The 25897-nt window shown below is 67.7% G+C and carries 26 protein-coding genes and 1 pseudogene; 9 read left to right on the top strand and 18 right to left on the bottom strand.

Translation table 11 applies throughout. The features are described 5' to 3' along the window. The first annotated feature begins 83 nt into the window (after positions 1 to 83). From rpmA to AC1RRW_RS17020, 3 genes are all read left to right on the top strand, one after another. Positions 84 to 350, top strand: a complete 267-nt coding sequence (rpmA, locus tag AC1RRW_RS17010; protein WP_492902131.1) for a 50S ribosomal protein L27 — start codon at positions 84 to 86, stop codon at positions 348 to 350. A gap of 153 nt (positions 351 to 503) precedes the next feature. Further along, entirely contained in the window at positions 504 to 1184 is a 681-nt protein-coding gene (locus tag AC1RRW_RS17015; RefSeq protein ID WP_492902133.1) for a GNAT family N-acetyltransferase, read from the top strand. A 49-nt stretch (positions 1185 to 1233) separates the two neighbouring features. Beyond that, positions 1234 to 1773 (top strand): DUF3833 family protein, encoded by a 540-nt coding sequence (locus AC1RRW_RS17020; RefSeq protein ID WP_492902134.1) that lies wholly within the window; start codon positions 1234 to 1236, stop codon positions 1771 to 1773. A 131-nt stretch (positions 1774 to 1904) separates the two neighbouring features. Here the strand turns inward: AC1RRW_RS17020 and denD (AC1RRW_RS17025) are convergent, their stop codons facing one another. From denD (AC1RRW_RS17025) to AC1RRW_RS17085, 13 genes and pseudogenes are all read right to left on the bottom strand, one after another. Beyond that, positions 1905 to 2888 carry a D-erythronate dehydrogenase gene (gene denD, locus AC1RRW_RS17025; protein WP_492902136.1) on the bottom strand — a complete coding sequence of 328 codons (984 nt, stop codon included), beginning with the start codon at positions 2886 to 2888 and terminating at the stop codon, positions 1905 to 1907. A gap of 27 nt (positions 2889 to 2915) precedes the next feature. Further along, on the bottom strand, positions 2916 to 3902 hold the full coding sequence (gene denD, locus AC1RRW_RS17030) for a D-erythronate dehydrogenase (protein ID WP_492902138.1): 987 nt from the start codon (positions 3900 to 3902) through the stop codon (positions 2916 to 2918). Between the two features lie 121 nt (positions 3903 to 4023). Next, positions 4024 to 4335, bottom strand: a pseudogene (locus AC1RRW_RS17035) (DUF5615 family PIN-like protein); the annotation flags it as partial. Beyond that, the gene (locus tag AC1RRW_RS17040) at positions 4310 to 4552 is read right to left on the bottom strand and encodes a DUF433 domain-containing protein (protein WP_492902140.1); all 243 of its coding nucleotides are present in this window, start codon (positions 4550 to 4552) and stop codon (positions 4310 to 4312) included. The gene AC1RRW_RS17040 and the pseudogene AC1RRW_RS17035, both read right to left, overlap by 26 nt. 26 nt (positions 4553 to 4578) lie before the next feature. Further along, positions 4579 to 5325 carry an SDR family oxidoreductase gene (locus AC1RRW_RS17045; RefSeq protein ID WP_492902142.1) on the bottom strand — a complete coding sequence of 249 codons (747 nt, stop codon included), beginning with the start codon at positions 5323 to 5325 and terminating at the stop codon, positions 4579 to 4581. Positions 5326 to 5339: 14 nt separating this feature from the next. Beyond that, a complete protein-coding gene (locus AC1RRW_RS17050; protein WP_492902143.1) occupies positions 5340 to 6476 on the bottom strand; it encodes a GNAT family N-acetyltransferase in 1137 nt (378 codons plus the stop codon). Beyond that, positions 6473 to 6799, bottom strand: coding sequence for an immunity protein CdiI family protein (locus AC1RRW_RS17055; protein WP_492902145.1), 327 nt, complete (start codon positions 6797 to 6799; stop codon positions 6473 to 6475). Before AC1RRW_RS17055 ends, AC1RRW_RS17050 begins: the two co-directional genes overlap by 4 nt. Beyond that, the gene (locus tag AC1RRW_RS17060) at positions 6796 to 7650 is read right to left on the bottom strand and encodes an isocitrate lyase/PEP mutase family protein (RefSeq protein WP_492902147.1); all 855 of its coding nucleotides are present in this window, start codon (positions 7648 to 7650) and stop codon (positions 6796 to 6798) included. The genes AC1RRW_RS17055 and AC1RRW_RS17060 overlap by 4 nt, the downstream gene beginning before the upstream one ends. 130 nt (positions 7651 to 7780) lie before the next feature. Further along, positions 7781 to 8407, bottom strand: coding sequence for a hypothetical protein (locus AC1RRW_RS17065; protein WP_492902149.1), 627 nt, complete (start codon positions 8405 to 8407; stop codon positions 7781 to 7783). After that, positions 8404 to 9453 carry a zinc-dependent alcohol dehydrogenase gene (locus tag AC1RRW_RS17070; protein WP_492902151.1) on the bottom strand — a complete coding sequence of 350 codons (1050 nt, stop codon included), beginning with the start codon at positions 9451 to 9453 and terminating at the stop codon, positions 8404 to 8406. The genes AC1RRW_RS17065 and AC1RRW_RS17070 overlap by 4 nt, the downstream gene beginning before the upstream one ends. Further along, positions 9450 to 10451 carry a Bug family tripartite tricarboxylate transporter substrate binding protein gene (locus AC1RRW_RS17075; RefSeq protein ID WP_492902152.1) on the bottom strand — a complete coding sequence of 334 codons (1002 nt, stop codon included), beginning with the start codon at positions 10449 to 10451 and terminating at the stop codon, positions 9450 to 9452. The genes AC1RRW_RS17070 and AC1RRW_RS17075 overlap by 4 nt, the downstream gene beginning before the upstream one ends. A 94-nt stretch (positions 10452 to 10545) precedes the next feature. After that, the gene (locus AC1RRW_RS17080) at positions 10546 to 11448 is read right to left on the bottom strand and encodes a LysR family transcriptional regulator (protein ID WP_492902154.1); all 903 of its coding nucleotides are present in this window, start codon (positions 11446 to 11448) and stop codon (positions 10546 to 10548) included. 170 nt (positions 11449 to 11618) lie between these two features. Further along, positions 11619 to 13481, bottom strand: coding sequence for an IlvD/Edd family dehydratase (locus tag AC1RRW_RS17085; protein WP_492902156.1), 1863 nt, complete (start codon positions 13479 to 13481; stop codon positions 11619 to 11621). Positions 13482 to 13764: 283 nt separating this feature from the next. On the opposite strand from AC1RRW_RS17085, the gene AC1RRW_RS17090 reads away from it, so the two are divergent. Continuing rightward, on the top strand, positions 13765 to 14967 hold the full coding sequence (locus AC1RRW_RS17090) for a pyridoxal phosphate-dependent aminotransferase (protein WP_492902157.1): 1203 nt from the start codon (positions 13765 to 13767) through the stop codon (positions 14965 to 14967). 60 nt (positions 14968 to 15027) lie between these two features. Here the strand turns inward: AC1RRW_RS17090 and AC1RRW_RS17095 are convergent, their stop codons facing one another. Together AC1RRW_RS17095 and AC1RRW_RS17100 are read right to left on the bottom strand one after the other, a co-directional pair. Then, positions 15028 to 15945: a tellurite resistance TerB family protein gene (locus AC1RRW_RS17095; RefSeq protein ID WP_492902158.1), complete on the bottom strand. Its 918-nt coding sequence runs from the start codon at positions 15943 to 15945 to the stop codon at positions 15028 to 15030. A gap of 120 nt (positions 15946 to 16065) precedes the next feature. Then, entirely contained in the window at positions 16066 to 16545 is a 480-nt protein-coding gene (locus AC1RRW_RS17100; RefSeq protein ID WP_492902159.1) for an Lrp/AsnC family transcriptional regulator, read from the bottom strand. A 121-nt stretch (positions 16546 to 16666) separates the two neighbouring features. Here AC1RRW_RS17100 and hppD point away from each other — a divergent pair, with 121 nt between their 5' ends. Both hppD and AC1RRW_RS17110 read left to right on the top strand, forming a co-directional pair. Next, on the top strand, positions 16667 to 17794 hold the full coding sequence (gene hppD, locus AC1RRW_RS17105) for a 4-hydroxyphenylpyruvate dioxygenase (RefSeq protein WP_492902160.1): 1128 nt from the start codon (positions 16667 to 16669) through the stop codon (positions 17792 to 17794). A 114-nt stretch (positions 17795 to 17908) separates the two neighbouring features. Beyond that, positions 17909 to 19240 carry a dicarboxylate/amino acid:cation symporter gene (locus AC1RRW_RS17110; RefSeq protein WP_492902162.1) on the top strand — a complete coding sequence of 444 codons (1332 nt, stop codon included), beginning with the start codon at positions 17909 to 17911 and terminating at the stop codon, positions 19238 to 19240. On the opposite strand, the gene AC1RRW_RS17115 is transcribed toward AC1RRW_RS17110, so the two are convergent. The 3 genes from AC1RRW_RS17115 to AC1RRW_RS17125 form a co-directional block, all read right to left on the bottom strand. After that, positions 19241 to 20029: an AprI/Inh family metalloprotease inhibitor gene (locus AC1RRW_RS17115; RefSeq protein ID WP_492902163.1), complete on the bottom strand. Its 789-nt coding sequence runs from the start codon at positions 20027 to 20029 to the stop codon at positions 19241 to 19243. After that, positions 20026 to 21000 carry a 2-hydroxyacid dehydrogenase gene (locus AC1RRW_RS17120; protein WP_492902165.1) on the bottom strand — a complete coding sequence of 325 codons (975 nt, stop codon included), beginning with the start codon at positions 20998 to 21000 and terminating at the stop codon, positions 20026 to 20028. The genes AC1RRW_RS17115 and AC1RRW_RS17120 overlap by 4 nt, the downstream gene beginning before the upstream one ends. A 211-nt stretch (positions 21001 to 21211) precedes the next feature. Next, positions 21212 to 21973, bottom strand: a complete 762-nt coding sequence (locus tag AC1RRW_RS17125) for a FadR/GntR family transcriptional regulator (protein ID WP_492902167.1) — start codon at positions 21971 to 21973, stop codon at positions 21212 to 21214. Between the two features lie 250 nt (positions 21974 to 22223). Between AC1RRW_RS17125 and AC1RRW_RS17130 the strand changes: the two genes are divergently transcribed. From AC1RRW_RS17130 to AC1RRW_RS17140, 3 genes are all read left to right on the top strand, one after another. Then, on the top strand, positions 22224 to 23279 hold the full coding sequence (locus AC1RRW_RS17130; protein WP_492902169.1) for an ABC transporter ATP-binding protein: 1056 nt from the start codon (positions 22224 to 22226) through the stop codon (positions 23277 to 23279). 344 nt (positions 23280 to 23623) lie between these two features. Continuing rightward, positions 23624 to 24796, top strand: a complete 1173-nt coding sequence (locus AC1RRW_RS17135) for an ABC transporter substrate-binding protein (RefSeq protein ID WP_492902171.1) — start codon at positions 23624 to 23626, stop codon at positions 24794 to 24796. A 152-nt stretch (positions 24797 to 24948) separates the two neighbouring features. Then, positions 24949 to 25893 (top strand): carbohydrate ABC transporter permease, encoded by a 945-nt coding sequence (locus AC1RRW_RS17140; protein WP_492902172.1) that lies wholly within the window; start codon positions 24949 to 24951, stop codon positions 25891 to 25893. The last annotated feature ends 4 nt before the right edge of the window (positions 25894 to 25897 follow it).

Below are 25897 nucleotides of genomic sequence, written 5' to 3' on the forward strand. Positions count from 1 at the left end.
GTTTCGATTTTCGTCTCCGGATCGGCTGGCTTTTTCCGCCGATTCGGGTTACGCAGACTGACAGGTTTTCGAGGTAGGGCGTTATGGCTCACAAAAAGGCAGGCGGCTCGTCCCGCAACGGTCGCGACTCCGAAGGCAGGCGCCTCGGGGTCAAGAAGTTCGGCGACCAGGCCGTGATTCCCGGCAACATCATCATTCGTCAGCGCGGCACCAAATGGCATGCCGGCGCCAATGTCGGCATGGGCAAAGACCACACGCTCTTTGCGACGACGAATGGCCGCGTCCGGTTCACCACGAAACTCGGCCGAGCTTTCGTGAACGTAGTCCCGGCCCAAGAGGCCGCGGAATAAGACGGCGGATAGGGTTTTCCCAAGGTCCGCCGGTTCCATCGAACCGGATCGGATCAAGGGATGGACCCTCCACGGGTTTCCCGAAGGTCAAGGAAAAGGGGAGATGGGGCAAAACCCAGCTCCCTTTTTCGTTTGCGCCGACGGAGAGACCAGATGTTCCCCGAACTGACCCGCGACGACGTCTTCCGGCTCGAGACCCGCCGCCTCTGGCTGCGCTGGCCCCGCATGGCCGACGCCACCGCCATCCTGCGCCAGGCCGGCGAGAAAGCCGTCGCCGAGATGACGGCCTCGATCCCGCATCCCTACCCGGCGGACGCGGCCGAGCCCTTCATCTTCGCGATGCGCAAGGGCAACGCGCTGGGGGAGCATCTCGTGTTAGGCATCACGCCGCGCGCCAAGCCGAACGAGCTGATCGGCATGATCGGCGCGCACAGGCAGGCGACGGGCACACCCTTCCTCGGCTACTGGCTCGGCGCCTCGCACTGGGGCAAGGGCTATGCGACCGAGGCGGTGCAGGCGCTGACCGACACGCTGTTCTCGCTCGTCGAGATCCCCGCGATCGAGGCCGACACCCGCGTCATCAACCCGGCTTCGCGCCGGGTGCTGGAGAAGTCCGGCTTCCGGGCCGAGGGCTCCTTCCTCAAGTCGCTGCCGGCGCGCGGCGGGCTGTTCCCCTGCGAGCAGTACCGCCTCGACCGCTCGACCTGGGCGGCGCTGAAGAGCTGGGGCTCGAGCGGCTGGGCGCATGCGCCCGGGCCCGGTTCTCCCGAACTCGAACCCGAGATCGCGCCGGAGATCGCCGCAAAGGCATCCGGCGAGCCCTGCCTCGCGTAAGACGAAAGGCTTCGGGGCGATCCGGAGCCTTCTTGTCGGAGGCAGCCTCATGATCCCGCGCCTGGCCCTGCTCGGACCCGCATTGGCGGGCGTCCTTTCCGCCTGTTCCACCGCGCCGCAATTCTCAGGCCCGCAAGCGCCGCGCGGCATCGTGCTCGAACGCGATTTCGCCGGGCGCAGCTATGCCAGGGGCGTGTTCACCAACAGGGTGACCGGCTCGCGGCGCGGCCTGACCGTCGTGCTCGACGGCCGGGTGCGCGGCGACACGCTGACCCTGCGCGAGGCCTTCACCTATTCCGACGGCGAGAAGGACGTGAAGACCTGGAGCTTCCGCAGGACGGGGCCGGGAACCTATGCCGGCACGCGCGAGGATGTCGTCGGCGAGGCGGTGATCGGGACGGAAGGCAACGGCGTGCGCCTGTCCTACGACGTCGACCTGCCGACCGGCTCGGGCAAGGTCCGGGTGCATTTCGAGGACGTGATCGAGCGCAACGGCGACGGCGTCATCGTCAACCGCGCGATCGTCTCGAAACTCGGCGTCCCGATCGGCGATGTCGACCTGGCGTTCTCGGGACGGCCGTTGAGGTAGAACCCGGGAGCCACGCCGTCATGCTCGCCCCTGTGGCGAGCATCCACGTCTTGGACACCGCCAGCGCGAAGGAAGACGTGGATGGTCGGCACAAGGCCGACCATGACGGCGAGAGATGCGGGTCGGCCGCCCTACCTCACGAAGTTCCCGCCCAGTTCGTCGTCGATATAGACGCGGATGATCTCCTCGAAGTTCGCCTCCGCCTTGAAGCCGAGCGCGGTCGCGCGCCGCGCGTTGAAGTTCCGCGGCCAGCCGGCGACGATGCCGTCGATCACCGGATCGGGCACGCGCTTGATCCTCGCGACGACGCCCTCGCCCGCGATCTTGCGCAGCGCCTCGATCTGCTCGGCGACGGTGCAGGAAAAGCCGGGCATGGTCAGCGCCCGGCGCGGGCCGATCGCGGCCGTATCCATCGTTGCGGCGTGGATGACGAAGCCGACCGCCGAGCGGGGGCTCGCGTGCCAGTGGCGGACCTGGTCGGAAACCGGCAGCACGGCGTCGATGCCGTTCAGCGGCTCGCGGATGATGTTGGAGAAGAAGCCCGAGGCCGCCTTGTTCGGCGTGCCGGGGCGCACGCAGATCGTCGGCAGGCGGATGCCGACGCCGTCGAGGAAGCCGCGCCGGCTGTAGTCGCAGAGCAGGAGCTCGCCGATCGCCTTCTGCGTGCCGTAGCTGGTCAGCGGCGTGGTGAAGAATTCGTCCTCGATCCTGTCGTGGAACGGCGCGCCGAACACGGCGACCGAGGAGGTGAAGACGACGCGCGGCTTGTATCCGCCGCCGGCCTGGCGGATCGCCTCGAAGAGATGGCGCGTGCCGTCGAGATTGATGCGGTAGCCCTTGTCGAAATCGGCCTCGGCCTCGCCGGAGACGACCGCCGCGAGATGGACGATCAGCTCGGGACGCGAGGCGATCAGCGCCTCGGCCTGGCCGGGCAGCGAGATGTCGGAGACGACCGCATCGAAGGCGAAGGGGCAGGCGGCCGGCGCGGTCGCGGCGACCACGTCCTGCGCCGTGACCTTGTCGACCGTCTTTCCGCCGAGTTCGCCGGTATGGGCGAGCCGCTCGATGAATTTGCGGCCGACCATGCCGGCGCCGCCGAGGATGAGGATGTGCATCGCGATGTCCTTGAAGGTTCTTGCTGTTCAGTGCGGAAGTCGGCCGCCGAGATCGTCCTCGACATGGACGCGGATGATCTCGTCGAAATCGCGTTCGGCCATGAAGCCGAGCGCGGTGGCGCGCGCGGCGTCGAAGCGGGTCGGCCAGCCGGAGACGATGTCGCTGACCGCCTTGTCGGGCGCGCGACGGATGAGCTTCACCGCCCTGTCGCCGGCGACGCGGCGCAGCGCCTCGATCTGTTCGCCGACGGTGACGCAGACGCCGGGCATGGACAGGTTGATGCGCGGCCCGAGCGCCTCGCGGCTCAAGCACGCGGCATGGATCAGGAAGCCGACCGCCGAGCGCGGGCTGGCATGGGTGAAGATCGTGTCGTCGGGCACCGGCAGCGTCGCCTCGATGCCCTGCAGCGGCTCGCGGACGATGCCGGAGAAGAAGCCGCCGGCGGAAGCGTTCGGCTTGCCCGGCCGCACCACGATCGAGGGGAAGCGGATGCCGACGCCGTCGAGGAAGCCGCGGCGGGAATAATCGGCGAGCAGCAACTCGCCGATCGCCTTCTGCGTGCCGTAGCTGGTCAGCGGCGTGACGAAAAACTCGTCATGGATGGCGGGCGGGAAAGGCGCGCCGAAGACGCCGCTCGAGGTGGTGAAGACGAGCTTGGGCGCATAGTCCGCGCCGCCCTCGTGTCGGATCGCCTCGAGCAGGTTGCGCGTGCCGTCGAGATTGATCCGGTAGCCCTTGTCGAAATCGCGCTCGGCCTCGCCCGAGATGATCGCGGCGAGGTGGAAGATCACGGCCGGCCGCGAGGCGACCAGCTCTCTGACGATGTCAGCCGAGGCGAAGTCCTCGGCGCGACACTCGATCTCGCCCGAAAAGCCCGGTGGCCTGGGCGGCGCGACGATGTCGGTCAGGACGAGCTTCGAGATGGCGCGCCCGGCGACCATGCCGTCGCGCGCCAGCCGCGCTGCGAGCCGGCTGCCGACCATGCCGGCGGCGCCCGTGACGAGGATTTGCATGGGTCGATAGCGCCTCTCGATGCAAGGGATGATCAGTCGATCGCCTTCGGCAGAACCGTGATCGTGCGGTCGCGCCGGATTCGACGACGCGGTCGACGACGCCGTCCTCGTTCTCGATGAAATGCAGAAGCTTTTCGAACAGCGCCACTTGTTCCGCCCATCCGACCGAAGGCATCAGGATGAGCAACCCAGGGTGGTGGCGAAAGCGACGATAGAGGCGACGGAAATCACGGCCGTTGTTGGTGACCAGAATGCGGCGGGATTCGATGGCCCGTGCACAAACGACATCGTCCGATGTCGATGCCCAACCCATCGCCGCGACATGCACGCCGAAATAGCCGAACTCACTTGCCGTGCGGACAAGTCGCGGCGTGATGCATTCGTCGAAGATGAACTGAACGTCTTCGTCAGGCAGGTTGGACGGATATGCCATTCGCCCTTGCCCAAGCCGCGACCGCTTCGACGCCGTCGAACGGCAAAGAAGGATAATGCGTGAATATCTCGCCGAGAGGCGTACCCGCTCGCAGCTCCTCGACGATCGTCATGGCTGGCACCCGCGTGCCGGAGACGCATGGCTCGCCGGTCAGGATGCTGGCGTTAGAGACCACTTCGGCCCGAATGTAATTCCGTTCCTTGCGCGGGAAGGCCATGGCTCAGCTCCTCTGACGACGCCGCATTATAGCGCAAAACCGCCATCGGCGAGATGGATCTGGCCCGTGGTGTAGCTCGCCTCGTCGGAGGCCAGATAGACCGCGAGCCAGGCGATCTCCTCGGCCGTGCCGAGCCGGCCCATGGGCTGGCGGTCGATGAAGGCCTGACGGGCGGCGGCTTCCGAGGTCTTGGTCAGCTTGGCGAGGTCGCCGATGCGCTGGTCGAGCGAGGGCGACTGGATCGTGCCCGGGCAGATCGCGTTGGCGCGCACGCCCTTCTTGATGAAATCGGCCGCGACCGCCTTGGTCAGGCCGATCACCGCGGCCTTGGTCGCGCCGTAGACGTAGCGGTTGGGGATGCCGCGCACCGAGCCGGCGCCGGACGCGATGTTGACGATCGAGCCGCCGCCCTTTTCCAGCATGGCCGGCAGGAAGGCCTTGATCGTGCGGTGCATCGAGCGGACGTTGAGGTCGAAGGAGAAGTCCCAGGCCTTGTCGTCGCATTCCAGCACCGTGCCGTGATGGACGAAGCCGGCGGCGTTGACGAGGATGTCGATCGCGCCGAGCTTCTCGGCGAAGGCCTCGACCGCCTTGCTGGAGAGCACGTCGAGCTTGCGTTTCTTGGCTTTCGGGATGCCCTCCAGCAGGCTGACGTCCTTGTCGGTCGCATAGACCGTCGCGCCCTCGGCGACGAAGGCCTCCGCGATCGCCCGGCCGATGCCCTGTCCCGCCGCGGTGACGACCGCGACCTTGCCCTTCAAACGTCCTGCCATGTCTCTCGTCCCTGTCAGCCGGCCTTGCGGAGTGTTTTCCGCATATGGGTGAGCCGCCGGTCGGCCCTGTCCTCGTGATGGGTCGTCTCGTAGCCGAGATGCTCGTACCAGCCGATGCGCTGGGTCAGCTTCGCGTTGGTGTAGAGATGCACCGCGTCGTGGTTCAGCGCGGCGGCGCGCTCCTCGGCGAAATGCATCAGCGCGGTGCCGAGCCTGCGTCCGGCGGCCTCGGGCGCGACGGCGACGCTCCAGACCGTGAATTTGCCGTCCTCGATCTCCAGCACCAGCGCGGCGTCGAGCCCGTCCCCGTCGCCGGCGAGCCAGACCTCGTGCTCGGCGACGACCTGCGCATAGTCGGCGATGCGCGGCAGCGATGGCGCGCCGATGATGCTCTCGTTCGGCGTGTAGGCGGCGTTCTTCAGCGCCAGGATCGCCGGGATGTCGCTCATCGAGGCGCGGCGCAGATGCACCGGCCCGGCAAGGCCGAGCGGCTGGTTGAAGGCCGTGAGCGAGAGCTTCTGGCCGCCATCCGCGGCGAAGTTCGCCGGGTCGAGCCAGCGCCGGAAGGCCTGCGCCCTGGCCGGCCATTCGCTGTCGAGGATCGAGAACCAGGCCGTGTCCCGGTTCTGGTCCTTCACCACCATATGCTGGCGGAACAGCCCCTCATAGCTGAAGCCGAAGCGAAGCGCCGCGCGCTTGGAGGGCCCGTTGCGGTCGTTGCACTTCCACTCGTAGCGCCGATAGCCGAGCGAGAAGCCGTAATCGCCGACGAGATAGATCGCCTCCGTGGCGGCGCGGGTCTTCTGCAGGCCGGGCGCGTAGGTGATCCAGCCGACCTCGAAGACGCCATGAGCCGGCCTGATCTCCATGATCCAGAGATGGCCCTTGGCCTTGCCGTCGGCCTTGTCGATCACGGCAAGAGGCACGATGCCGGGTTGCGCGGTCATCGAGGCCAGCAGCGCGCCATAGGTCTCCTTGTCCCTGGGCGGCAGCGCCGGCAACCAGTCCCAGACCGCGTCCTGGCCGGCATTTGCGGCCCAGATCTCGTCGAGATGGCGCACCGCGTCGAGCGGCTCGAGCCGGCACCAGCGTCCCTCCAGCACCTTGGCCGGCGGGAAGGGCGGCGGCTTCCAGTTCAGCGGATCGCTCATGGTTTTGCGCTCTCCTGCCAGCCGTTCAGATCGGTCGCGACCGTCCAGTCGGCCCCGAGCTCATCCGCGATCGCGACGGCGAGCGCCGCGCCCTCCGCCTCCCAGGCCATCTGCTCGACGCCGTCGGGAAAGCGCGAGCGCGCCTCGCTGTCCTCTTCATAGATCGCGTCGAACGTATCCATCCAGGCCTCCAGCCGGTCGGCAAGCTCCTCCGACAAGCCGATATCCTCGGCGTCCACCGGCTTGCGCTTGCCCTTGGCGTCGAGCGTCCAGAGCCCGCTCAGGCCGAGCCAGGCCGGCGCGATCAGGAGCCGCCCGCTCACGACCTGGCCTGCGGATCGCGCGCCTTCAGGTCTTCGGTAAAAAACGGGTTGAGCGGGGACGACGCGCCGTTGCCGGCGAAGCCCCGGAAGCTGCCCTCGTCCTTGATCAGGCGCGCAGCCTCGATGAAGGCCGCCCAGGCGGCGCGCGCCAGCGCCCCGCCGATCGAGATGCGGCGCGCGCCCAGGCCCGCGATGTCGGCGACGCTCAGGCCGAAATCGCCATGGATCAGCTGGTTGACCGGCTTGCCGCCGGCGGCCGCGACGATCGCACCGATCTGCTCGGGCGTCTTGGGGCCGGGTGCATAGAGCACGTCCGCCCCCGCCTCGGCATAGGCGGCGATCCGCCGCGCCGCCTCGTTCAGCGCATCGGGGTGGTTGGTCAGGAAGCACTCCGCCCGCGCCGTCAGCACGACGCCGGAGCCGGTCTCGTCGATGGCGCGCCGCGCCGCCCTGATCCGCGCCACGGCCAGATCGAACGCGTAGAGCGGCTCCTCAGGGCGCGCCGTCGCATCCTCGATCGAGAGCCCGGCGACGCCGGTCGCGATGCAGAGCTTGACGTTGGCGGCGACGCCGTCGGGCGTGTCGGCATAGCCGTTCTCGAAATCGGCGTTGACGGGGACATCCGGCACCGCCTTCACCAGCTCGGCGAGATGCGCCAGCATCATGTCGCGCGGCACGTCCTGATCGGCGCGTCCTTGCGTGAAGGCGAAGCCGGCGCTGGTCGAGGCCAGCGCCTGAAAACCCTGCCCGCGCAGCCAGCGGGCCGAGCCGACATCCCAGGGGTTCGGCATGACGAAGCAGCCGGCGTCATGAAGCGCGCGGAATGCGGCGATCTGCGGAGAAAAGGACATTTTAAATCGTTTCGTATCGGCGAAGCGGCAGAACCCGCATAGTGTCCGCGCGGCCCGGTTTTGTCAGCCCCGAATTCCGCGCGCGATCGCGCCGGGGCGATGCGCGCCGGACATGGGCCAAGCCGGCGGATCAGTATGCGATGATCAGGTCGGCGACGCCGTGATCGATGACATCGCCGCCGGCGAGGCGGGCCGGAAGCGAACGCAGCAATCGCGTCAGGGCGGCACGTTCGGTCGCGCCGACCAGGACGATCCGGTGCTCCGCCTCTTCGTCCGGAGCCGGAAAGGCCGGATGGGCCGCGGTCGGCACGCTGGCTCCCAGCCTGACGCTGGCGATGCCGTTTTCCCCGGCCCGTCCGAGCAAACCGTTCTGCGCTTCGCCGCGCCAGCGCAGCCAACCGAGATGGCGCGCCAGACCTGCCCCGGCATGGCCGCCATCGCGATAGAGCCCGCGCTGGAAGCCCGTCATCAGCGGCCGCATCGCGCGCGAGGCCGGCGTCGGGTTGGCGAGCAGATGCCGGTAGGCGGGCGTTTCCACCGCCGCGACGGTGTCGAGATCGTAGACGGTGAGATAGCGCCGCCGATCGCCGACATAGCGCTTGCCGGCAAGGAAGCCAGGCATGCTCAGGCGCTCGGGCACATGCTCGAAACCGTGCCAGTTTTCATAGTCCGCCACGCGCCCCGGATCGACGCCGTTGGCGACGGTGAGAAACCCACGGCCCTGCCAGGCAGGCGCAGGCGGCGCGGCGTCGCTCATGGCAGCAGCACGATCTTCGCCGCCGAACCGGCCTTCGCCCGCGTGAAGGCCGCGACCGCGTCGGACAGCGGCGCGCGCTCCGCGATGAGACGAGCCATCCGGCCCGGATCGGCGGCGAGGAAATCGATCACGCGCGGCCAGGTCGCGAGCGGCGCGCGATAGCTGCCCCGGATCTGCTGGTGGCGGCGCACCAGCGCGGTCAGGTCGATCGCGGCCGGAGCCGGGTGGATGCCGCAGATCGTCAGCACGCCGCGCAGGGCCAGCAGGTCGAGCGCCTCGGGCGCCACGGCCGGCACGCCCGCCGCCTCGATGATGACGTCGTAGTTCACTGGCAGGCCGGCCCGCTCCAGCGCGCCGCGCAGGCTCGTGCCGGCGCTGTCGACGGTATCCTGGAAACCGAGCGCCTTCAGTCTTGCCAGCCTCGGCCCGTCATTCCGTCCGGCGACGACGATCCGCGCCGCGCCGCCGGCCTCCGCGAACAGCGCCGCCCCCTGCCCGATCGTGCCCGGCCCGATGATCAGCACATGGTCGCCCGGCCTGACGCCGGCCGTGTCGACGGCTTCGGCCGACACCGTCATCGGCTCGGTCAATGCCGCGAGCGCATCGTCGAGCGAGTCCGGCAATGCGATGCAGTTCTCCGCCGGCACGACGGCGCGCGCGGCGAAGCCGCCATCGCGGCGGACGCCGAGGCCGCTGCGGCTCTCGCAATCCTCGGAGCGCCCGGCGCGGCAGCTCTCGCAGCGTCCGCAGACCACCGAAGGCCGCACCGCGACGCGCGCGCCGACCGCGGGCGTCTCGACACCCTGCCCGATCGCGACGACGCGGCCGGCGAATTCGTGGCCGAGCGTCACCGGCATCGCGGCAGTCATCGCCTCATAGCCCGACGTCCAGGCGGCGATGTGCAGGTCCGTGCCGCAGATGCCGGCCGCCGCGACCGCGACCAGCACCTCGCCCGCGCCGGGTCCGCCGGGTTCGGGAACATCGCAGAGCCTGATGCCCGGCTCGGGCGCGAGCTTGCGCAAGGCGAGCATGCTGCGCGGGCTCACTCGACCTTGATCGCGGCGGACCGGACCACCTCGGCCCAGGTCTTCGCGTCCTTCGCCATGAAGGCCGCCAGTTCCACCGGCGTGCCGGGCGCGGGCTCCGCCCCGATCTCGATCAGCCGCGCCTTGATCGCCGGCGTCTCCAGCGCCTGGTTGACCGCGCCGTTCAGGACTTCGACGATCGCGGCCGGCGTGCCCTTCGGCGCGACCAGCGCGACCCAGGCCGAAAGGTCGTAGCCGGCATAGCCCTGCTCTGCCACGGTCGGCACCTCCGGCAGAAGCGCGACGCGTTTCGCCGTGGTGACGCCGAGCGCCTTCATCGTGCCGCCCTTGATGTGGCCGGACGCAGCTGCGAGCGTACAGAACATCACGCTGATATTGCCGCTGATTGCGTCGGTCAGCGCCGGGGCCTCGCCGCGATAGGCGACATGCTGGACCTTCGCGCCCGAGACGATGCCGAAGAACTCGCCGGCGAGATGCGCAACGGTGCCGGCTCCTCCCGAACCGAAGGTGATCGGATCCTTGGCCGTCTTCCCGATCGCCTCGAGTTCCTTCATCGTGCCGGCCGCGTAGCCCTTGCCGGCGACGACGACGAAGGGGAGCTTCGCCAGCATCGCGACGGGCACGAAATCCTTCTCCCAGTCGAATGGCACGCTGACCTTCAGGGCCGGGTTGATCACCATCGTCGTCGGCGCGGCGAGCAGCGTGTAGCCGTCGCCCTCCGCCTTCGCGACGGTCTGCGAGCCGAGCACGGTCGCGGCCCCGCCGCGGTTCTCGATGACGAAACGCTGCTTCAGGATGGCGCCGGCGGCTTCAGCCACGACGCGGGTGACGACATCGACGCCGCCGCCGGCCGCGAACGGCACGACGATCTGCATCGGCCGGGCCGGATAGGTCTGCGCGAAGGCGGGGCCGGCCGCGTTGGCCGCGAGCAGCGCGATCGCGCTGGCGAGGATGTCGCGGCGGCTGAGAGACGCTTCAGGCTGCGGCAGGCTGGTCATCGGGCGATCCTCCGGGATTGTTCTCGTCATCCGAGAAGGCCATCAATTCCGGAACGCGGCAACGGCGAAGACTGCGCTCGTCCATAGCCTCAGGCTATTGCCTTGGCCCGATCGCGGCGATCTCGGCCCGCAAGGCCGCCTCGAAACGCTGGACCAGCCGGCTGCGCGCCCGCTCGACCGGACGATGCAGGAAGACCTCGTAATGCGCCGGGTGGTCGAGCGGCAGCAGCGCGACCTTTCCGGCGTCGGCCGCGAGCGCCGAGAAGCGGTCGACGATCGCGAGGCCGAGCCCGGCCTCGGCCATGCCGATCGCCGTCTCGGCGAAGCGCGCGACATGGGTGCGCTCCGGCGCGACGCCGCCATCCTTGAGCACCGCATCGACGACGCGGCCATGCACCGATTGCGGCTCGAACACGATCAGCGGCACGCCGGCCAACGCGACAGGAGCCAGCAGCGCCGCCCTCGCCAGCGGCCAGCCGCGCGGGCAGACCGCGACCGCCGCCGCCTGCCCGACCGCGACGCTGCGGATGCCGGCATGCAGGATCGGGAACAGGGTGACCGCGCTCTCGCCCGGTCCCGAAAGCAGGTAGTCCATCACCTGGCTGACCGAGAGGATGTCGAGATGCAGGCTCAGGCCCGGATGCTGGTCGAGCAAGGCGGCTGCCGCGCGCGGGATCAGCACGCGCCCGACGCTGGGCGAGGCCCCGAGCCGCAGCGGGCCGGTGTCCGCCCGCGCCAGCCTGAGCGCGCGGGCGAGCGCGCCCTCCAGCTGGTCGAAGGCGAGATCGACCTCGCCGAGCAGGCGATGCGCCTCCGCGGTCGGGGTCAGCCGGCCGCCATGCCGGTCGAACAGCGCAAAGGCGCAGACATCCTCGATGCGCCGGATCGTCTTGGTCACGGTCGGCTGCGCGATGCCGAGTTCGCGCGCCGCGCCGACGATGCCGCGGGCCCGCATCACCGCACGGAAGACCTCGATCTGCCGGAGCGTGAGCAGCATGCGCGGAGTCTCCTATGACGCTCCGCGTCATCCCGGACAAGCGGCGCGGCCGCGCCGGTCCGAGGCCCGTTCCGGAACTTCCCCGAAAGACGTTCCGGAACGGGTCCCGGTCTCCGCTACGCTGCGCCCGGGATGACGGCGCGATTGCTTGTGGCAGATCCGTCCAGATATCAGTGGTTGTCGCGCGGCACGCCGAACTTCTTGTGGATCTTCTGATACTTGACCGCCGGCTTCAGCACCATGCCCTCGGAGAGCTCGCCGACGATCTTGCGCTGGATCTCCTGCCAGGGCGTTTGGCTCTTCGGGTATTTGTAGCCGCCGGCGGCCTTGAGCGCGGCCCTGCGCCGCGCCAGCTCCTCGTCCGAGATCAGGATATCGGCGCTGCGCTTGTTCAGGTCGATGCGGACCCTGTCGCCGGTCTTCAGCAAGGCGAGCCCGCCGCCGGTCGCCGCCTCCGGCGAGGCGTTCAGGATCGAGGGCGAGCCCGAGGTGCCGGACTGGCGCCCGTCGCCGATGCAGGCCAGCGCCGAGACGCCCTTCCTGATCAGGTAGTCCGGCGGGCGCATGTTCACGACCTCGGCCGCGCCGGGATAGCCGATCGGCCCGACGCCGCGGATGAACAGCACGCAATGCTCGTCGATCGCCAGCGACGGATCGTCGATGCGGTGGTGGTAGTCCTCCGGGCCGTCGAAGACGATCGCCCTGCCCTCGAAGGCCATCGGGTCCTTCGGGTTCTCGAGGTAGCGCTTGCGGAACTCCGGCGTGATCACGCTGGTCTTCATGATCGCGGAATCGAACAGGTTGCCGGAGATGTTGAGGAATCCGGACTGCGCCTTCATCGGCTCGTCATAGGCCTTGATGACCTTGCGGTCGCCGGAGAACAGGCCCTCGCAGTTCTCGGCGAGCGTCCGGCCGTTGGCGGTCAGCGCCGGCTTGATCTTGCCCTTGGCGACGAGCTCGGCGACGACGGCGGGCACGCCCCCGGCGCGATAGTAGTCCTCGCCGAGATACTCGCCGGCCGGCTGCAGGTTGACCAGCAGCGGGATGTCGTAGCCGATCGCGGTCCAGTCCTCGTTGTCGAGGGCGACGCCGACATGCCTGGCGATGGCGTTGACGTGGATCGGCGCATTGGTCGAGCCGCCGATGGCCGAGTTGATGACGATCGTGTTCTCGAACGCCTCGCGCGTCAGGATCCTCGAGGGAACCAGGTTCTCCCAGACCATCTCGACGATGCGCTTGCCGGTGAGATAGGCCATCTCGTAGCGGTCGCGATAGGGCGCGGGAATCGCCGCGCCGCCGGGCAGCGTCATGCCCATCGCCTCGGCGAGCGAGTTCATCGTCGAGGCCGTGCCCATTGTGTTGCAATGGCCGGCCGAGGGCGCGGACGACGCGACGAGGTCGACGAAGCCGCGATAGTCGATCTCGCCTGCCGCCATCATCTGGCGCGCCTTCCAGACGATCGTGCCGGAGCCCGTGCGCTCGCCGCGGAAATTACCGTTCAGCATCGGCCCGCCGGGCAGGGCGATCGCCGGGATGTCGACGGTGGCGGCGGCCATGATCTGCGCCGGCGTGGTCTTGTCGCAGCCGGTCGTCAGCACGACGCCGTCGAGCGGATAGCCGTAGAGGATCTCGACCAGCGAGAGATATTGCAGGTTGCGGTCGAGGCTCGCGGTCGGCCGCTTGCAGGTTTCCTGGATCGGGTGGATCGGGAACTCGAAGGGCACGCCGCCCATCTCGCGGACGCCGTCGCGGATGCGCGGGGCGAGCTCGAGATGGTGACGGTTGCAGGGCGCGATGTCGGAGCCGGTCTGGGCGATCCCGATGATCGGCCGGCCGGACTGGAGCTCGTCGCGCGACAGGCCGAAATTCATCGTGCGCTCGATATAGAGCGCGGTCATGTCGGCGTTGGCGGGGTTGTCGAACCAGGCCTTGGAGCGCAGCTGCGACGGCTTGATCCGGCGCGGCGCCTTCTTCCTGGCGATGGCGGTCGGCCGCTCCGCGCGCGGAACGTTGCTTTCGGGTGATTTGGCCATCCTCGTCGTCCTCTCGCGGGCGCGGCGCTCACGGCCGCTTGCCGGCCTTCATTCAAACGCAGGGTTCATTCAAACGATTGTAATGACGCCATCATGCCGATCGGGCCTGCCGGAGCAAGCGCAGAGACGGCTGATAGTCATACTAATCACGCAAGCTGTATACAGCATGCAGTCGAGGTCGCCAAGAGCGCGAGGCTTGCACGCGGCGACGTTTTCAAGCCAAACACTGCGCCAGGGCCTCGTCGAGAACAGGCGCACCGGCCTTGCCCAAGGAAACGCCGCCATGACGCTCCATGTCGTTCCGTCCTTCTCCCGCATCGGCGAGGAGAACGCCTTCGCCGTGCTGGCGCGCGCCACCGAATTGCAGCGGCGGGGCAAGGACATCATCAATCTCGGCATCGGCCAGCCGGATTTCCCGACGCCCGACCATATCGTCGAGGCGGCCGTGAAGGCCCTGCGCGACGGACATCACGGCTACACCCCGGCCAACGGCATCCTGCCTCTGCGCGAGGCGGTCGCGGCCGACCTGCACAAGCGCTTCCAGGTCGAGGTCTCGCCCGAGAGCGTGATGATCGTGCCCGGCGGCAAGGTCACCATGTTCATGGCGATCCTGATGTTCGGCGAGCCCGGCGCCGAGATCCTCTATCCCGATCCCGGCTTCCCGATCTACCGCTCGATGATCGAGTACACCGGCGCGACGCCGATCCCGGTGCCGATCCGCGAGGAGAACGGCTTCGCCTTCTCGGCGGAGGAGACGCTTGCGCTGATCACCCCGAAGACGCGGCTGCTGATCGTCAACTCGCCGGCGAACCCGACCGGCGGCGTCACGCCAAGGGCCGAGGTCGACAGGCTCGTCGCCGGCCTCGCCCGCTTCCCGGACGTCGCCGTGATGTCGGACGAGATCTACGACCAGATGCTCTATGACGGCGAGCGGCATGTCTGCCTGCTGGGCTATCCCGAGATCCGCGACCGGCTGATCCTGCTCAACGGCTGGTCGAAGACCTATGCCATGACAGGCTGGCGCATGGGTTTCTCGGTCTGGCCGAAGCCGCTCTACGACAATGCCCGCAAGCTCGCGGTGAACTCGCATTCCTGCGTCAACGCGCCCGCGCAATGGGCGGGGCTCGCCGCGCTGACCGGCCCTCAGGACGCCGTCGGGATGATGCTGGCCGAGTTCGATCGCCGCCGGAAGGCCGTGGTGAAGGGCCTGAACGGCCTGCCGGGCGTCTCCTGCATCGTGCCCAAGGGCGCGTTCTATGCCTTCCCGAACGTCTCGAAGACCGGCTGGAAGGCCAAGAAGCTCGCTTCGGCCCTGCTGGAGGACGCCGGCGTCGCCACAATCGGCGGGCCTGATTTCGGCGTCCATGGCGAGGGCTATGTCAGGCTGTCCTACGCCAACTCGCTGGAGAACATCGAAAGGGCGCTGGAGCGCATGGGCGCGTTCCTGGCGAAGGCGAAGGCGGAAAATCGTGATGCCTGGGCCTGATCCGGGCATCTCCCCGCAAGAGATTCTCGGGCCGACGCCGAGCTGCTCGACATCCTGACGTCAGACCTTCGCCGCGCTCGCCGCAGCGTCGATGTTCGCGACCAGCTCCGCATCGAGCCCGAGCGAGGCCGAAAGCCCGGCCAGAAAATCCTTCTCGGCCGGGGTGTCGGGGTTGATGGCGATGCGCGCCGCCGTATAGATCTGCGCCGCCAGTTCCGGCGTCGTCGCCGCCTCGACCAGCGCGTCGACCGGGGCCGGATTGGCCATCTCGTTCGCCAGCCATTCGTTCGCCTCGGGATCGAAGCCGGCCTCGCGCAGCCCCCCGAGGATGGCGGAGCGCTCCTCCTGGTCGATCGCGCCGTCGGCGGCGGCCGCCGCGATCATGGCGCGGATGAAGACCAGCGCCGAGGCTTCGCTCGCGGCCTCGGGCTCGAAGCCGCTGCCGGCCGGCGCGGGCAGGACGGGGTCCTGCTGCACATTGAGCAGCGGCTTGCCGGCCTGTTGGTTCTGATAGGCCTTGTAGGCGAGCCCGCCGATCAGCGCGAGGCCACCCATCTGCACGGCCGAGCCGACGAGGCCGCGGCCGGCCTTGGTCCCGAAGACCAGGGAGCCGAGGCCGCCGAGCACGGCGGTCGCCAGCGCCGGGTTCTTCTCGATCATGCCGCGCGCCTGGGCGAGCACGTCCTGGACGTTGCGCCCGCCGGTGATCTGGCCGAGCGCGTCGTCCGCCTTCTGCCGCACGCCGGTCTGGCGGGTCGCATCGCCGACGCCTTGCGTCGCCTGTCCGAAGATCTGGCCGGCCATGCCGGCGAGACCGCCAGCGCCTCCGCCGCGCTGGAACTGCTCGGCCAGGCCGCCGAGCGTGCCGGCGAGCCCGCCGGCCCCGGGGGCGGCGCCGCCAAGCCCCGACAGGCCGCCCTTGCCTGCCTGACTGCCGGCGCTGACCAGCGCGTCGAGAAGCGACTTGGCGTTGAACATGAAGAACTCCTTGGGAATGCCGTGTGAGACTGAACGTAAGTATCGCATCGCGCAATCGCTAGCCGCCACGCGCAAAAGTCGAAAGACACCGCCACGGTGAACCGCCGTCCAAGACGGCCGTCAGCCCATCGCCAGCGGCAGCAGGCCGGGCTCCTTCAGCGTCTCGAGCGCGATCTCGGAGCGCACGCGGGCGACGCTCTCATGCGGCATCAGGATCTCGTTGACGAAGTGCGAGAGCTCCTTCAGATCGCCGACCGCGACCTTGAGCAGGTAATCCGCCTCGCCGGTCAGCGCATGCGCCTCGAGGATCGCCGGCGTCAGCCTGACGAGATCGCGGAACCGGCGGGCATTGTCGCGCGAATGCGTGTCGAGCGCGACATGGATGAAGACCGTGACTCCGAGGCCGATGGCCGAGGGCTCGATCAGGGCGCGGTAGCCCCGGATCGCGCCCTCCTGTTCGAGACGCTGCCGCCGCCGCGAAACCTGGCTGGCCGACAGGCCAACCTTGTCCGCCAGCGCGCCATTGGTCAGAGAGGCGTCCTGCTGGAGCGCGTCGAGAAGACGCCAGTCGAAGCTGTCGAGATTGACGGAATTTTGCATGAGACCGGCTCCGACCGCATGATCCATGCGGATCAGGCGGCATCAGCCTGCGTTTTGCAAGTTTACTGCTGTCCGAATGCGCGATCATGGCGACAGCACAAACCTTTGCGAGGAGCACGCCATGGGTCCGTTTCCGTTCGACGCCGCGCCGCCCGCCATTTCCGAGGCCAACCCGATGGGAACCGACGGATTCGAGTTCGTCGAATACGCCCATCCCGAGCCGGAAAAGCTCGGCGCGCTGTTCGAGCGGATGGGTTTCACCCGTGTCGCGAAACACCGCTCCAAGGATGTGACGCTCTACCGCCAGGGCGACGTCAATTTCGTCGTCAACGCCGAGCCCGATTCCTTTGCGCAAGCCTTCGCCGCCGAGCACGGACCCTGCGCCTGCGCCATGGCCTTCCGCGTCGTCGACGCGCAGCACGCCTTCGAACGCGCCGTCTCGCTCGGGGCCGAACCCTATGAGAGCAAGGTCGGACCGGGCGAACTCGCCATTCCGGCGGTCAAGGGCATCGGCGGCTCGATCCTCTATTTCGTCGACCGCTACGGCGCCAAGGGCTCGATCTGGGAGGTCGATTTCGAATGGACGGCCGAGCGCGACCCGCATCCCGAGCAGGCCGGCATGTACTATCTCGACCACCTGACCCACAACGTCATGCGCGGGCGCATGGATCACTGGGCCGACTGGTACGGCAAGCTGTTCAATTTCCGGGAAATCCGCTTCTTCAACATCGAGGGCAAGCTGACCGGGCTGATCTCGCGGGCGCTGACCTCGCCTTGCGGAAAAATCCGCATCCCGATCAACGAGTCGCTCGACGACAAGAGCCAGATCGAGGAATACCTGCGCCAGTACAAGGGCGAGGGCATCCAGCATGTCGCGCTCGGCGCCCGCGACATCTACGCCTCGGTCGAGCGCTTGCGCGCCAACGGCCTGCCCTTCATGCCGGCCCCGCCAGAGACCTATTACGAGAAGGTCGACGTGCGCGTGCCGAACCATGGCGAGCCGGTCGAGCGGCTCAAGGCCAACGGCATCCTGATCGACGGCGAGGGCGCGGTCGCGCTCGGTGACAAGCAGGGCCGGATGAGCAAGGTCCTGCTGCAGATCTTCTCGGGCACGGTGCTGGGGCCGATCTTCTTCGAGTTCATCCAGCGCAAGGGCGATGACGGCTTCGGCGAGGGCAATTTCCGGGCTCTCTTCGAGTCGATCGAGGAAGACCAGATCCGGCGCGGCGTGCTGACCGCGGCTGAATGAGTCGACTGGCCGGGTCCGACTTTAGTCGAACGACGACGGACTACTTGCGGTCGCCGGCGAGCAGGCGTAGGGCCATTTGACGCGCCGGGACGAGCGCGATCCGGGAGAAGGCCCATGACGACGGCGACCGCTGAGGCCCTGCGCGGCCACCAGGGCCCCTGGTGGAGCCATCTCTACGTCCAGGTGCTGACGGCAATCGCCATCGGCGTTCTGCTCGGGCATTTCTATCCGCAGACCGGCGAGGCGATGAAGCCGCTCGGCGACGCCTTCATCAAGGCGATCAAGATGATCATCGCGCCGATCATCTTCCTGACCGTGGTCCATGGCGTCGCCTCGATGGACGACATGAAGAAGGTCGGCCGCGTCGGCCTGAAGGCGCTGCTCTATTTCGAGATCGTCACGACGCTGGCGCTGATCGTCGGGCTCGTCGTGATCAACCTGTGGAAGCCCGGCGTCGGCATGAACGTCAATGTCGGCGGGCTCGACACCTCCGGCATCGCCGCCTTCACCGCCAAGGCCAAGGACCAGAGCACGGTCGCCTTCCTGCTCAACATCATTCCCGACACAGTCGTCGGCGCCTTCGCCAATGGCGAGATCCTGCAGGTGCTGTTCTTCGCGCTGCTCTTCGCCTTCGGGCTGCAGATGATCGGCGAGCGCGGCAAGGCGATCCTGCATTTCATCGACGACATCGCGCAGGTCTTCTTCAAGGTCGTCGGCATCATCATGAAGGCCGCGCCGATCGGGGCCTTCGGGGCGATGGCCTTCACCATCGGCAAGTTCGGCGTCGGCACGCTGATCTCGCTCGGCTCGTTCATGGCGGCGTTCTACACGACCTGCCTGCTGTTCATCTTCATCGTGCTCGGCGGAATCGCCCGGCTGCACGGCTTTTCGATCCTGAAATTCATCGCCTACATCAAGGAAGAGCTGCTGATCGTGCTCGGCACCTCGTCCTCCGAGAGCGTGCTGCCGCGCATGATCGCCAAGATGACCCATCTCGGCTGCAAGGAGAGCGTCGTCGGCCTCGTCATCCCGACCGGCTATTCGTTCAACCTCGACGGCACCTGCATCTACCTGACCATGGCGGCGATCTTCCTGGCGCAGGCGACCAACACCGACCTTTCGCTCTCGCAGGAGATCGGCATCATCGCGATCCTGCTGCTGACCTCGAAGGGCGCGGCCGGCGTCACCGGCTCGGGCTTCATCGTGCTGGCCGCGACGCTGGCCTCCGTCGGCACGATCCCGGTCGCCTCGATGGCGCTGATCCTCGGCATCGACCGCTTCATGTCCGAGGCGCGCGCCCTGACCAACCTGATCGGCAACGGCGTCGCCACCGTCGTGGTCTCGAAATGGGAAAGCGCCCTCGACGAGAAGCGGATGCAGGCGATCCTCGCCAAGGAGACCGGCTACGACGCCGAAGGCGAGCCGGCGCGGACGGAGGTCGGCTGATCAGGGCAGCTTGCGCAGCAGCAACGGCGCCCCGACGGCCGGATCCTTGCGCCACTGGCCGTTCTCGAAGACGAGCTCGACGCTGTGCCCCTTGCGCGCGATCAAGGACAACCGCCCGGCGGCATAGCGCCAGCCGGCGGGGTCGAAGATCGTCAGCCCCGTATCGCTGCAAGAGCCCTCGAAGGCGGCCGGCAAACGGCCGGTCGAAGCAGTCGGGCCGCCATTGAGCACGATCCGGCAGCCCTCGCGATTTGGCTGGCGCATCACGCTGTAGCGTCCCGGCAGGCTCTCGGCCGCCGGCGCACGCGAGAGGTCGACGGCGGTCGGGCGCTGGGCGGCCGTCGCCGCGACCTCGGCGGCGCTGGCCTGAGGCCGGCGCGCGCTACGCGGATAGCCTTTCGGATCAAGCCGATATTGCTGACCGTCCGCCGTCTTGCCCTGCAGGCCCGTATCGGCCCCGGTCTCGCCGAAGACGATCACGGCCTTGCCGAGCGCGTCGTTGAGGCGCGGCTTGCCGTCCGCTGTGACGTTCCAGGACGCGACCTCGCCCAGGATTGGCAGCGCCCGCCGGCACGTCGCGGGAAAGCGCAATTGCCGGCCATGCACCGCCTCCTCGACGCCGAAGGTGATCGTGCATTTGCGCGAGGCGCCGACCTTCTCGAAATCCCATGCGCCTAGCAGCGGCCGGATCGCGTCCGGGGCTTTGTCGGCCCCGCGCACGGGCGGCTGCGTCTGCGCGGCGGCTCCCGAGACGAGGAGCGCGCCCGCGACGGCGACGAGAGCTTTCAAGCCTTTTTCCATGGCGTTTCCGGCACCGGGGTCAGCGGACCCTTGCCGTCGAACCATGACAGAAGATTGTCGACCAGCAATTGCCCCATCTGCTCGCGGGTGTGGACCGAGGCCGAGCCGACATGGGGCAGCAGCACGGCATGCTCGATCGCGATCAGCTCGGCCGGCACGCGCGGCTCGTCCTCGAACACGTCGAGGCCGGCCGAGAGGATGGTCTTGTCCCGCAGGGCCTTGATCAGCGCCTTCTCGTCGATGACGGTGCCGCGCCCGACATTGACGACGATGCCGTTCGGACCCAGCGCCTCGAGGACCTCGGCGTTGATCATGTGATGGGTCGAGGCGCCGCCCGGCGCGACCGAGACCAGCGTGTCGACGTCGGCCGCCATCTCGACCAGCGAGGGATAGTAGCGATAGGGCACGTCGGCCTGGCGCGAGCGGCCGTGATAGGCGATGGGCACGCCGAACGCCTCGAGCCGGTGCGCGACCGCCTTGCCGATGCGGCCGAGACCAACGATGCCGACCTGGCGCTTGCGCAGCGAGGTCGTCAGCGGATAGGCGGCCTTGAGCCATTTGCCCTCGCGCAGATAGCGGTCGACCTGCGGCAATTGCCGGATCGTCGAGAGCAGGAGGCCGATGGCGAGGTCGGCGACCTCGTCGGAGAGAACGTCCGGCGTATTGGAAACGACGATGCCGCGCTTTCCCGCCTCCGCGGCATCGACATTGTCGTAGCCGACGCCGAAATTGGCGACCATCTCGAGCCCGGGCAGCGCGTCGAACAGCCTGCCGTCGATGCGGACATGGCTGCCGCCGCCCGCGACCCCACGCACGCGAGCGCCGATCTCGGCCAGCATGGCGGCCTGGTCCTGCGCCTTCCAGAGCTCGTGGACGGTGAAGCGCGCCTTGAGCTGATCGGCGGCATAGGCCATCAGCGGGCCGGTCATGATGATTTCCGTGGCGTTGGGCCGTGTCATGGCATGCGTTCCATAGGCTGTGGGATTACTGGGTTGCGGGATTTGGGCTGCGGAGGGCTGGGCCGGTGCTTGATTCCGGAAATCTGAATCGATTAAGTGACGATGGCGAGATGGGCGCAACCCCGGATGCGCGAGTGCCCGCCCGCCATCATCTCTGCACGCCGGACCGCGCCGGAAAAGGCCGCGTCCGCGCATAAGTAATGTGACTTAATCACGCGATTTTGTGGGTCTGCGCGCCCGGCGCCGGCTCCAGAAATGTCAGCGTCGAGTTCAGCGCATCGATCACAAGCGCCGTCATCCGCGACGCCGCGAGGTCGCCGTCGCGCTGGATGATCGCCTCCAGCACGCGCTCGTGGTCGACCAGCGACTCCACGAAGAAGCTGCGGTCCTCGGCCGCCTTCAGCAGCAGCGTCCACTGGATCGCGGCGGTGACGACGCTGGTCAGGCATTGCAGCGCGGAGTTCTGCGAGGCCGCGAAGATCGCTTCGTGGAAGGCGAGGTCGGCCCGGATCGTCGCCTCGGCGTAAGGAGGGTTGGAGGTCATGCCGCGATAGGCCGCCTCGATGCGCGCGAGATCGGCCGGCGAGCGCCGGATCGCCGCCAGCCTGGCGGCGCTCGGCTCGACGAAACGGCGCAGCTCGAACAGATCGCGCAGGAATTTCTCGTTCGGATCGGCCTGGAAATGCCAGGACAGCACGTCGGGATCGAGCAGGTTCCAGCGTTCGCGCGCGGCGACCCTGGTGCCGCTCTTCGGCCTTGCCTCGACCAGCCCCTTGGCCGTCAGCACCTTGACGGCCTCGCGATAGGCGGTGCGCGAGACCGAGATCTCGGAACGCAGCGCGTCCTCGTTGGGAAGCAGTTCGCCGGCCCTGAGATGGCCGGAGATGATCGCGACGGCGAGCCTCTCGGCGACCTGCCCGAACAGGCGGTCGGGGTTCAGCGTCGTCGGTCGCGAGAAATCGCGCACCCGCATCGTCTCAGCGCCTCTCCTCCATCCCGCGGACCCACGGACGCGACGCCCCCGAAGCCCGCGGCCGGCGCTTGACACGCCTGTCTCTATGGTATGACTTTATCGCAGATGAAACCGGACGCAACAGGCGCCGCCTGGCTTTGCGTCCGTCCGCATCGATCGGTCACAAGAAGCCGATAGGACCCGCGATGCGGAGGCCCCGGATCGGGCGCCAGCCGCATCCTCGAGGAAGCGAAGACCAAAGGAAGCCCCCATGGCCTCAGTACAGATTGCCGACGTTCGCAAGGCCTATGGCTCGACGCAGGTGATCCACGGCGTCGACATCGACATCTCGGACGGCGAGTTCGTGATCCTGGTCGGGCCCTCGGGCTGCGGGAAGTCGACGCTTCTGCGCATGATCGCCGGGCTGGAGAACATCTCCGGCGGCGAGATCCGCATCGGCCCGCGCGTCGTCAACGACGTGCCGCCGAAAGAGCGCGACATCGCGATGGTGTTCCAGAACTACGCGCTCTATCCGCACATGACGGTGGCCGACAACATGGCCTTCTCGATGAAGCTCCGGAAGGCGCCCAAGGCCGAGATCGACGAGCGCGTCAGCAAGGCCGCCAACATCCTCGGGCTGAACAACCTGCTCGAGCGCTATCCGCGCCAGCTCTCGGGCGGCCAGCGCCAGCGCGTCGCGATGGGCCGCGCCATCGTGCGCGATCCGCAGGTCTTCCTGTTCGACGAGCCGCTCTCCAACCTCGACGCCAAGCTGCGCGTGCAGATGCGCACCGAGATCAAGGAGCTGCACCAGCGCCTCAAGACCACGACGGTCTACGTCACCCACGACCAGATCGAGGCCATGACCATGGCCGACAAGATCGTGGTGATGCATGACGGCATCGTCGAGCAGATGGGCGCGCCGCTCGAGCTCTACGACAACCCCGCCAACCTCTTCGTCGCAGCCTTCATCGGCTCGCCCTCGATGAACCTGCTCAAGGGCACGATCCAGGCCGAGGGCTTCACCACCGAGGGCGGCGTGACCTGGCCGATCGGCAAGCATCCGGCCGATGCGAACGGCAAGGCGGCGGTCTACGGCATCCGCCCCGAGCACTTCAGGCTCGACCCGAACGGGCTCAAGGCCGAGGTCGTGGTGATCGAGCCGACCGGCTCGGAGACGCAGGTGGTCCTCCGCTGCGGCGGCCAGGAGCTGACCTGCGTCTTCCGCGAGCGCATCGACGCCAAGCCCGGCGAGCACATCGGCATCACGCCCGACACCAGCGTCACGCACCTGTTCGACGCGGCCACGGGCAAGCGCATCGACTGAGGCAGAAGACGCCTCGGGGCCGGCAGGGCGGCGCCCGGCGCTGCCCGCTTCGACAAAAGATCGGGAGATTTCCAGCAGCACGACAGCCGAACCGGCGCCTCGACCTGAAGACAGGCTGGGCCGGGCTGAGACGGAAAACCGGACGATCCGGTCCAAAACGGCCACGAAAAGAGCCGGCACAACCATATCCCAGGGAGGACAGCCATGAACTTCGACCGCAGATCGCTGATCAAGGGCGGCGCGGCGCGGCGCTCGGCCTCGGCGCCGGCACGGGCCTGCTCGACTTCGCCAAGGCCTGGGCGCAGAGCGCGCCCTGGAAGCCCGAGGCCAACGCCCAGCTCTCCATGCTGCGCTGGAAATACTTCGTCCAGGCCGAGGACGACGCCTTCGTCAAGATGATCGAGGCCTTCACCGCCGCGACCGGCGTCAAGGTCCAGATCAGCCGCGAATCCTACGAGGACGTGCAACCCAAGGCCTCCGTCGCCGCCAATACCGGCGCGGGCCCGGACATGTTCTGGGGCCTCTATTCGCTGCCGCACCTGTTCCCGCAGAAATGCATCGACGTCTCGGACGTCGCCGACTATCTCGGCAAGAAATATGGCGGCTGGGTCGATAGCGCCGTCCAGTACAGCCAGAACAGCGGCAAATGGATCGGCATCCCGGTCTGCTATTCCGGCAACCTGATGAACTACCGCACCTCGGTGATGCAGAAGGCCGGCTTCAAGGAATTCCCCAAGACCACGGACGAGTTCCTCGAATACGCCAAGGCGACCAAGGCCAACGGCAGTCCCGGCGGCTTCGCGCTCGGCCACGCCTCGGGCGACGGCAATGGCTGGATCTACTGGTGCCTGTGGGCCTTCGGCGGCAACCATGTCGACAAGAACGACAAGGTCACGATCAACAGCCCGGAAACCGAGAAGGCGCTGAACTACGCCAAGGCGCTCTACGACCAGATGGTGCCCGGCACGGTGGCCTGGAACGACGCCTTCAACAACAAGGCCTTCCTCGCCAACGAGATCTCCTGGACCAATAACGGCATCTCGATCTACGTCGCGGCCAAGAACGACCCGACGAAGAAGGAGATCGCCGAGGACATGAACCACGCCTATATGCCGGTCGGGCCGGTCGGCAAGCCGACCGAACTGCACCTGATGTATCCGGTGCTGGCGATGACCCACACCAAGTATCCGATGGCCTGCAAGGCGCTGATGGCGTTCATGCTTGAGGCGCAGAACTTCAACCCCTGGATCGAGGCGGCCCAAGGCTACCTGACCCACTGCCTCAACACCTACGACGCGAACCCGGTCTGGACGGCCGATCCCAAGCGCACCGTCTATCGCGACGTCGCCAAGCGTTCGCTGACGGCGGGCGGCCAGGGTTCGGTCGGCGAGAAGGCGGCGGCGGCGATCGCGGACTTCGTCATCCTCGACATGTTCGCCTCGTTCTGCACCGGCCGCGACGACGCCAAGAGCGCCATGCGCGTCGCCGAACGCCAGCTCACGCGCATCTACCGCTGAGACGATCTCCGACGGCTCGGTCAATTTCGAGCCGTCATTGCGAGCGAAGCGAAGCAATCCAGGGGCCTTGCGCAATTTCCCTGGATCGCTTCGTCGGCTGCGCCTCCTCGCAATGACGAGTTGGCCGACAGCATTTCAGGAGGAGCCGGGCAATGGCCGACATCGCGATGCGGGCGGGCGCGAAAGCCCCGCCGCGCGAAACCACCGCCTGGGACCGGCTCAAGGTCAACCGCAACTGGCTCGGCTTCTGGTTCATGGTTCCGGCCATGGCCTTCCTGATCCTGTTCCTGGCCTATCCGCTGGCGCTCGGCGTCTGGCTCTCCTTCACCGACGCCCGCATCGGCCGGACCGGCAACTTCGTCGGGCTGGAGAACTATGAATGGCTGATGGACGACAGCAATTTCTGGCTCGTCGTCTTCAACACGGTCTTCTACACGACCGTCGCCAGCGTCGCGAAATTCGCCATCGGGTTGTATCTGGCGCTGCTCCTGAACGAGCGCATGCCGTTCAAGGCGCTGATCCGCGCGCTCGTCCTGATTCCTTTCATCGTGCCGACCGTGCTGTCCGCGATCGCGTTCTGGTGGATCTACGACAGCAATTTCTCGATCGTCTCCTGGGGCCTGCGCAATCTCGGCCTGATCGAGGGCAACATCAATTTCCTCGGCGACACCTGGAACGCGCGCTGGTCGGTGATCTTCGCCAATGTCTGGCGCGGCATCCCCTTCATCGCGATCACGCTCCTGGCCGGCCTGCAGACGGTCTCGCCCTCGCTCTACGAGGCGGCGACGATCGACGGCGCCAACTCCTGGCAGCGCTTCCGCTACATCACCTATCCGCTGCTGACGCCGATCATCGCCGTGGTGATGACCTTCTCGGTGCTGTTCACCTTCACCGATTTCCAGCTCATCTGGGTGCTGACGCGCGGCGGGCCGGTCAACGCGACCCATCTGATGGCGACGCTGTCCTACCAGCGCGCCATTCTTGGCGGCAATCTCGGCGAGGGCGCGGCGATCTCGACCGCGATGATCCCCTTCCTGTTCGCCGCGATCATGATCTCCTGGTTCGGCCTGCAGCGCCGCACCTGGCAGCAGGGGTGAGACG

It is taken from the genome of Allobosea sp. GW821-FHT12C12, from assembly GCF_058807355.1.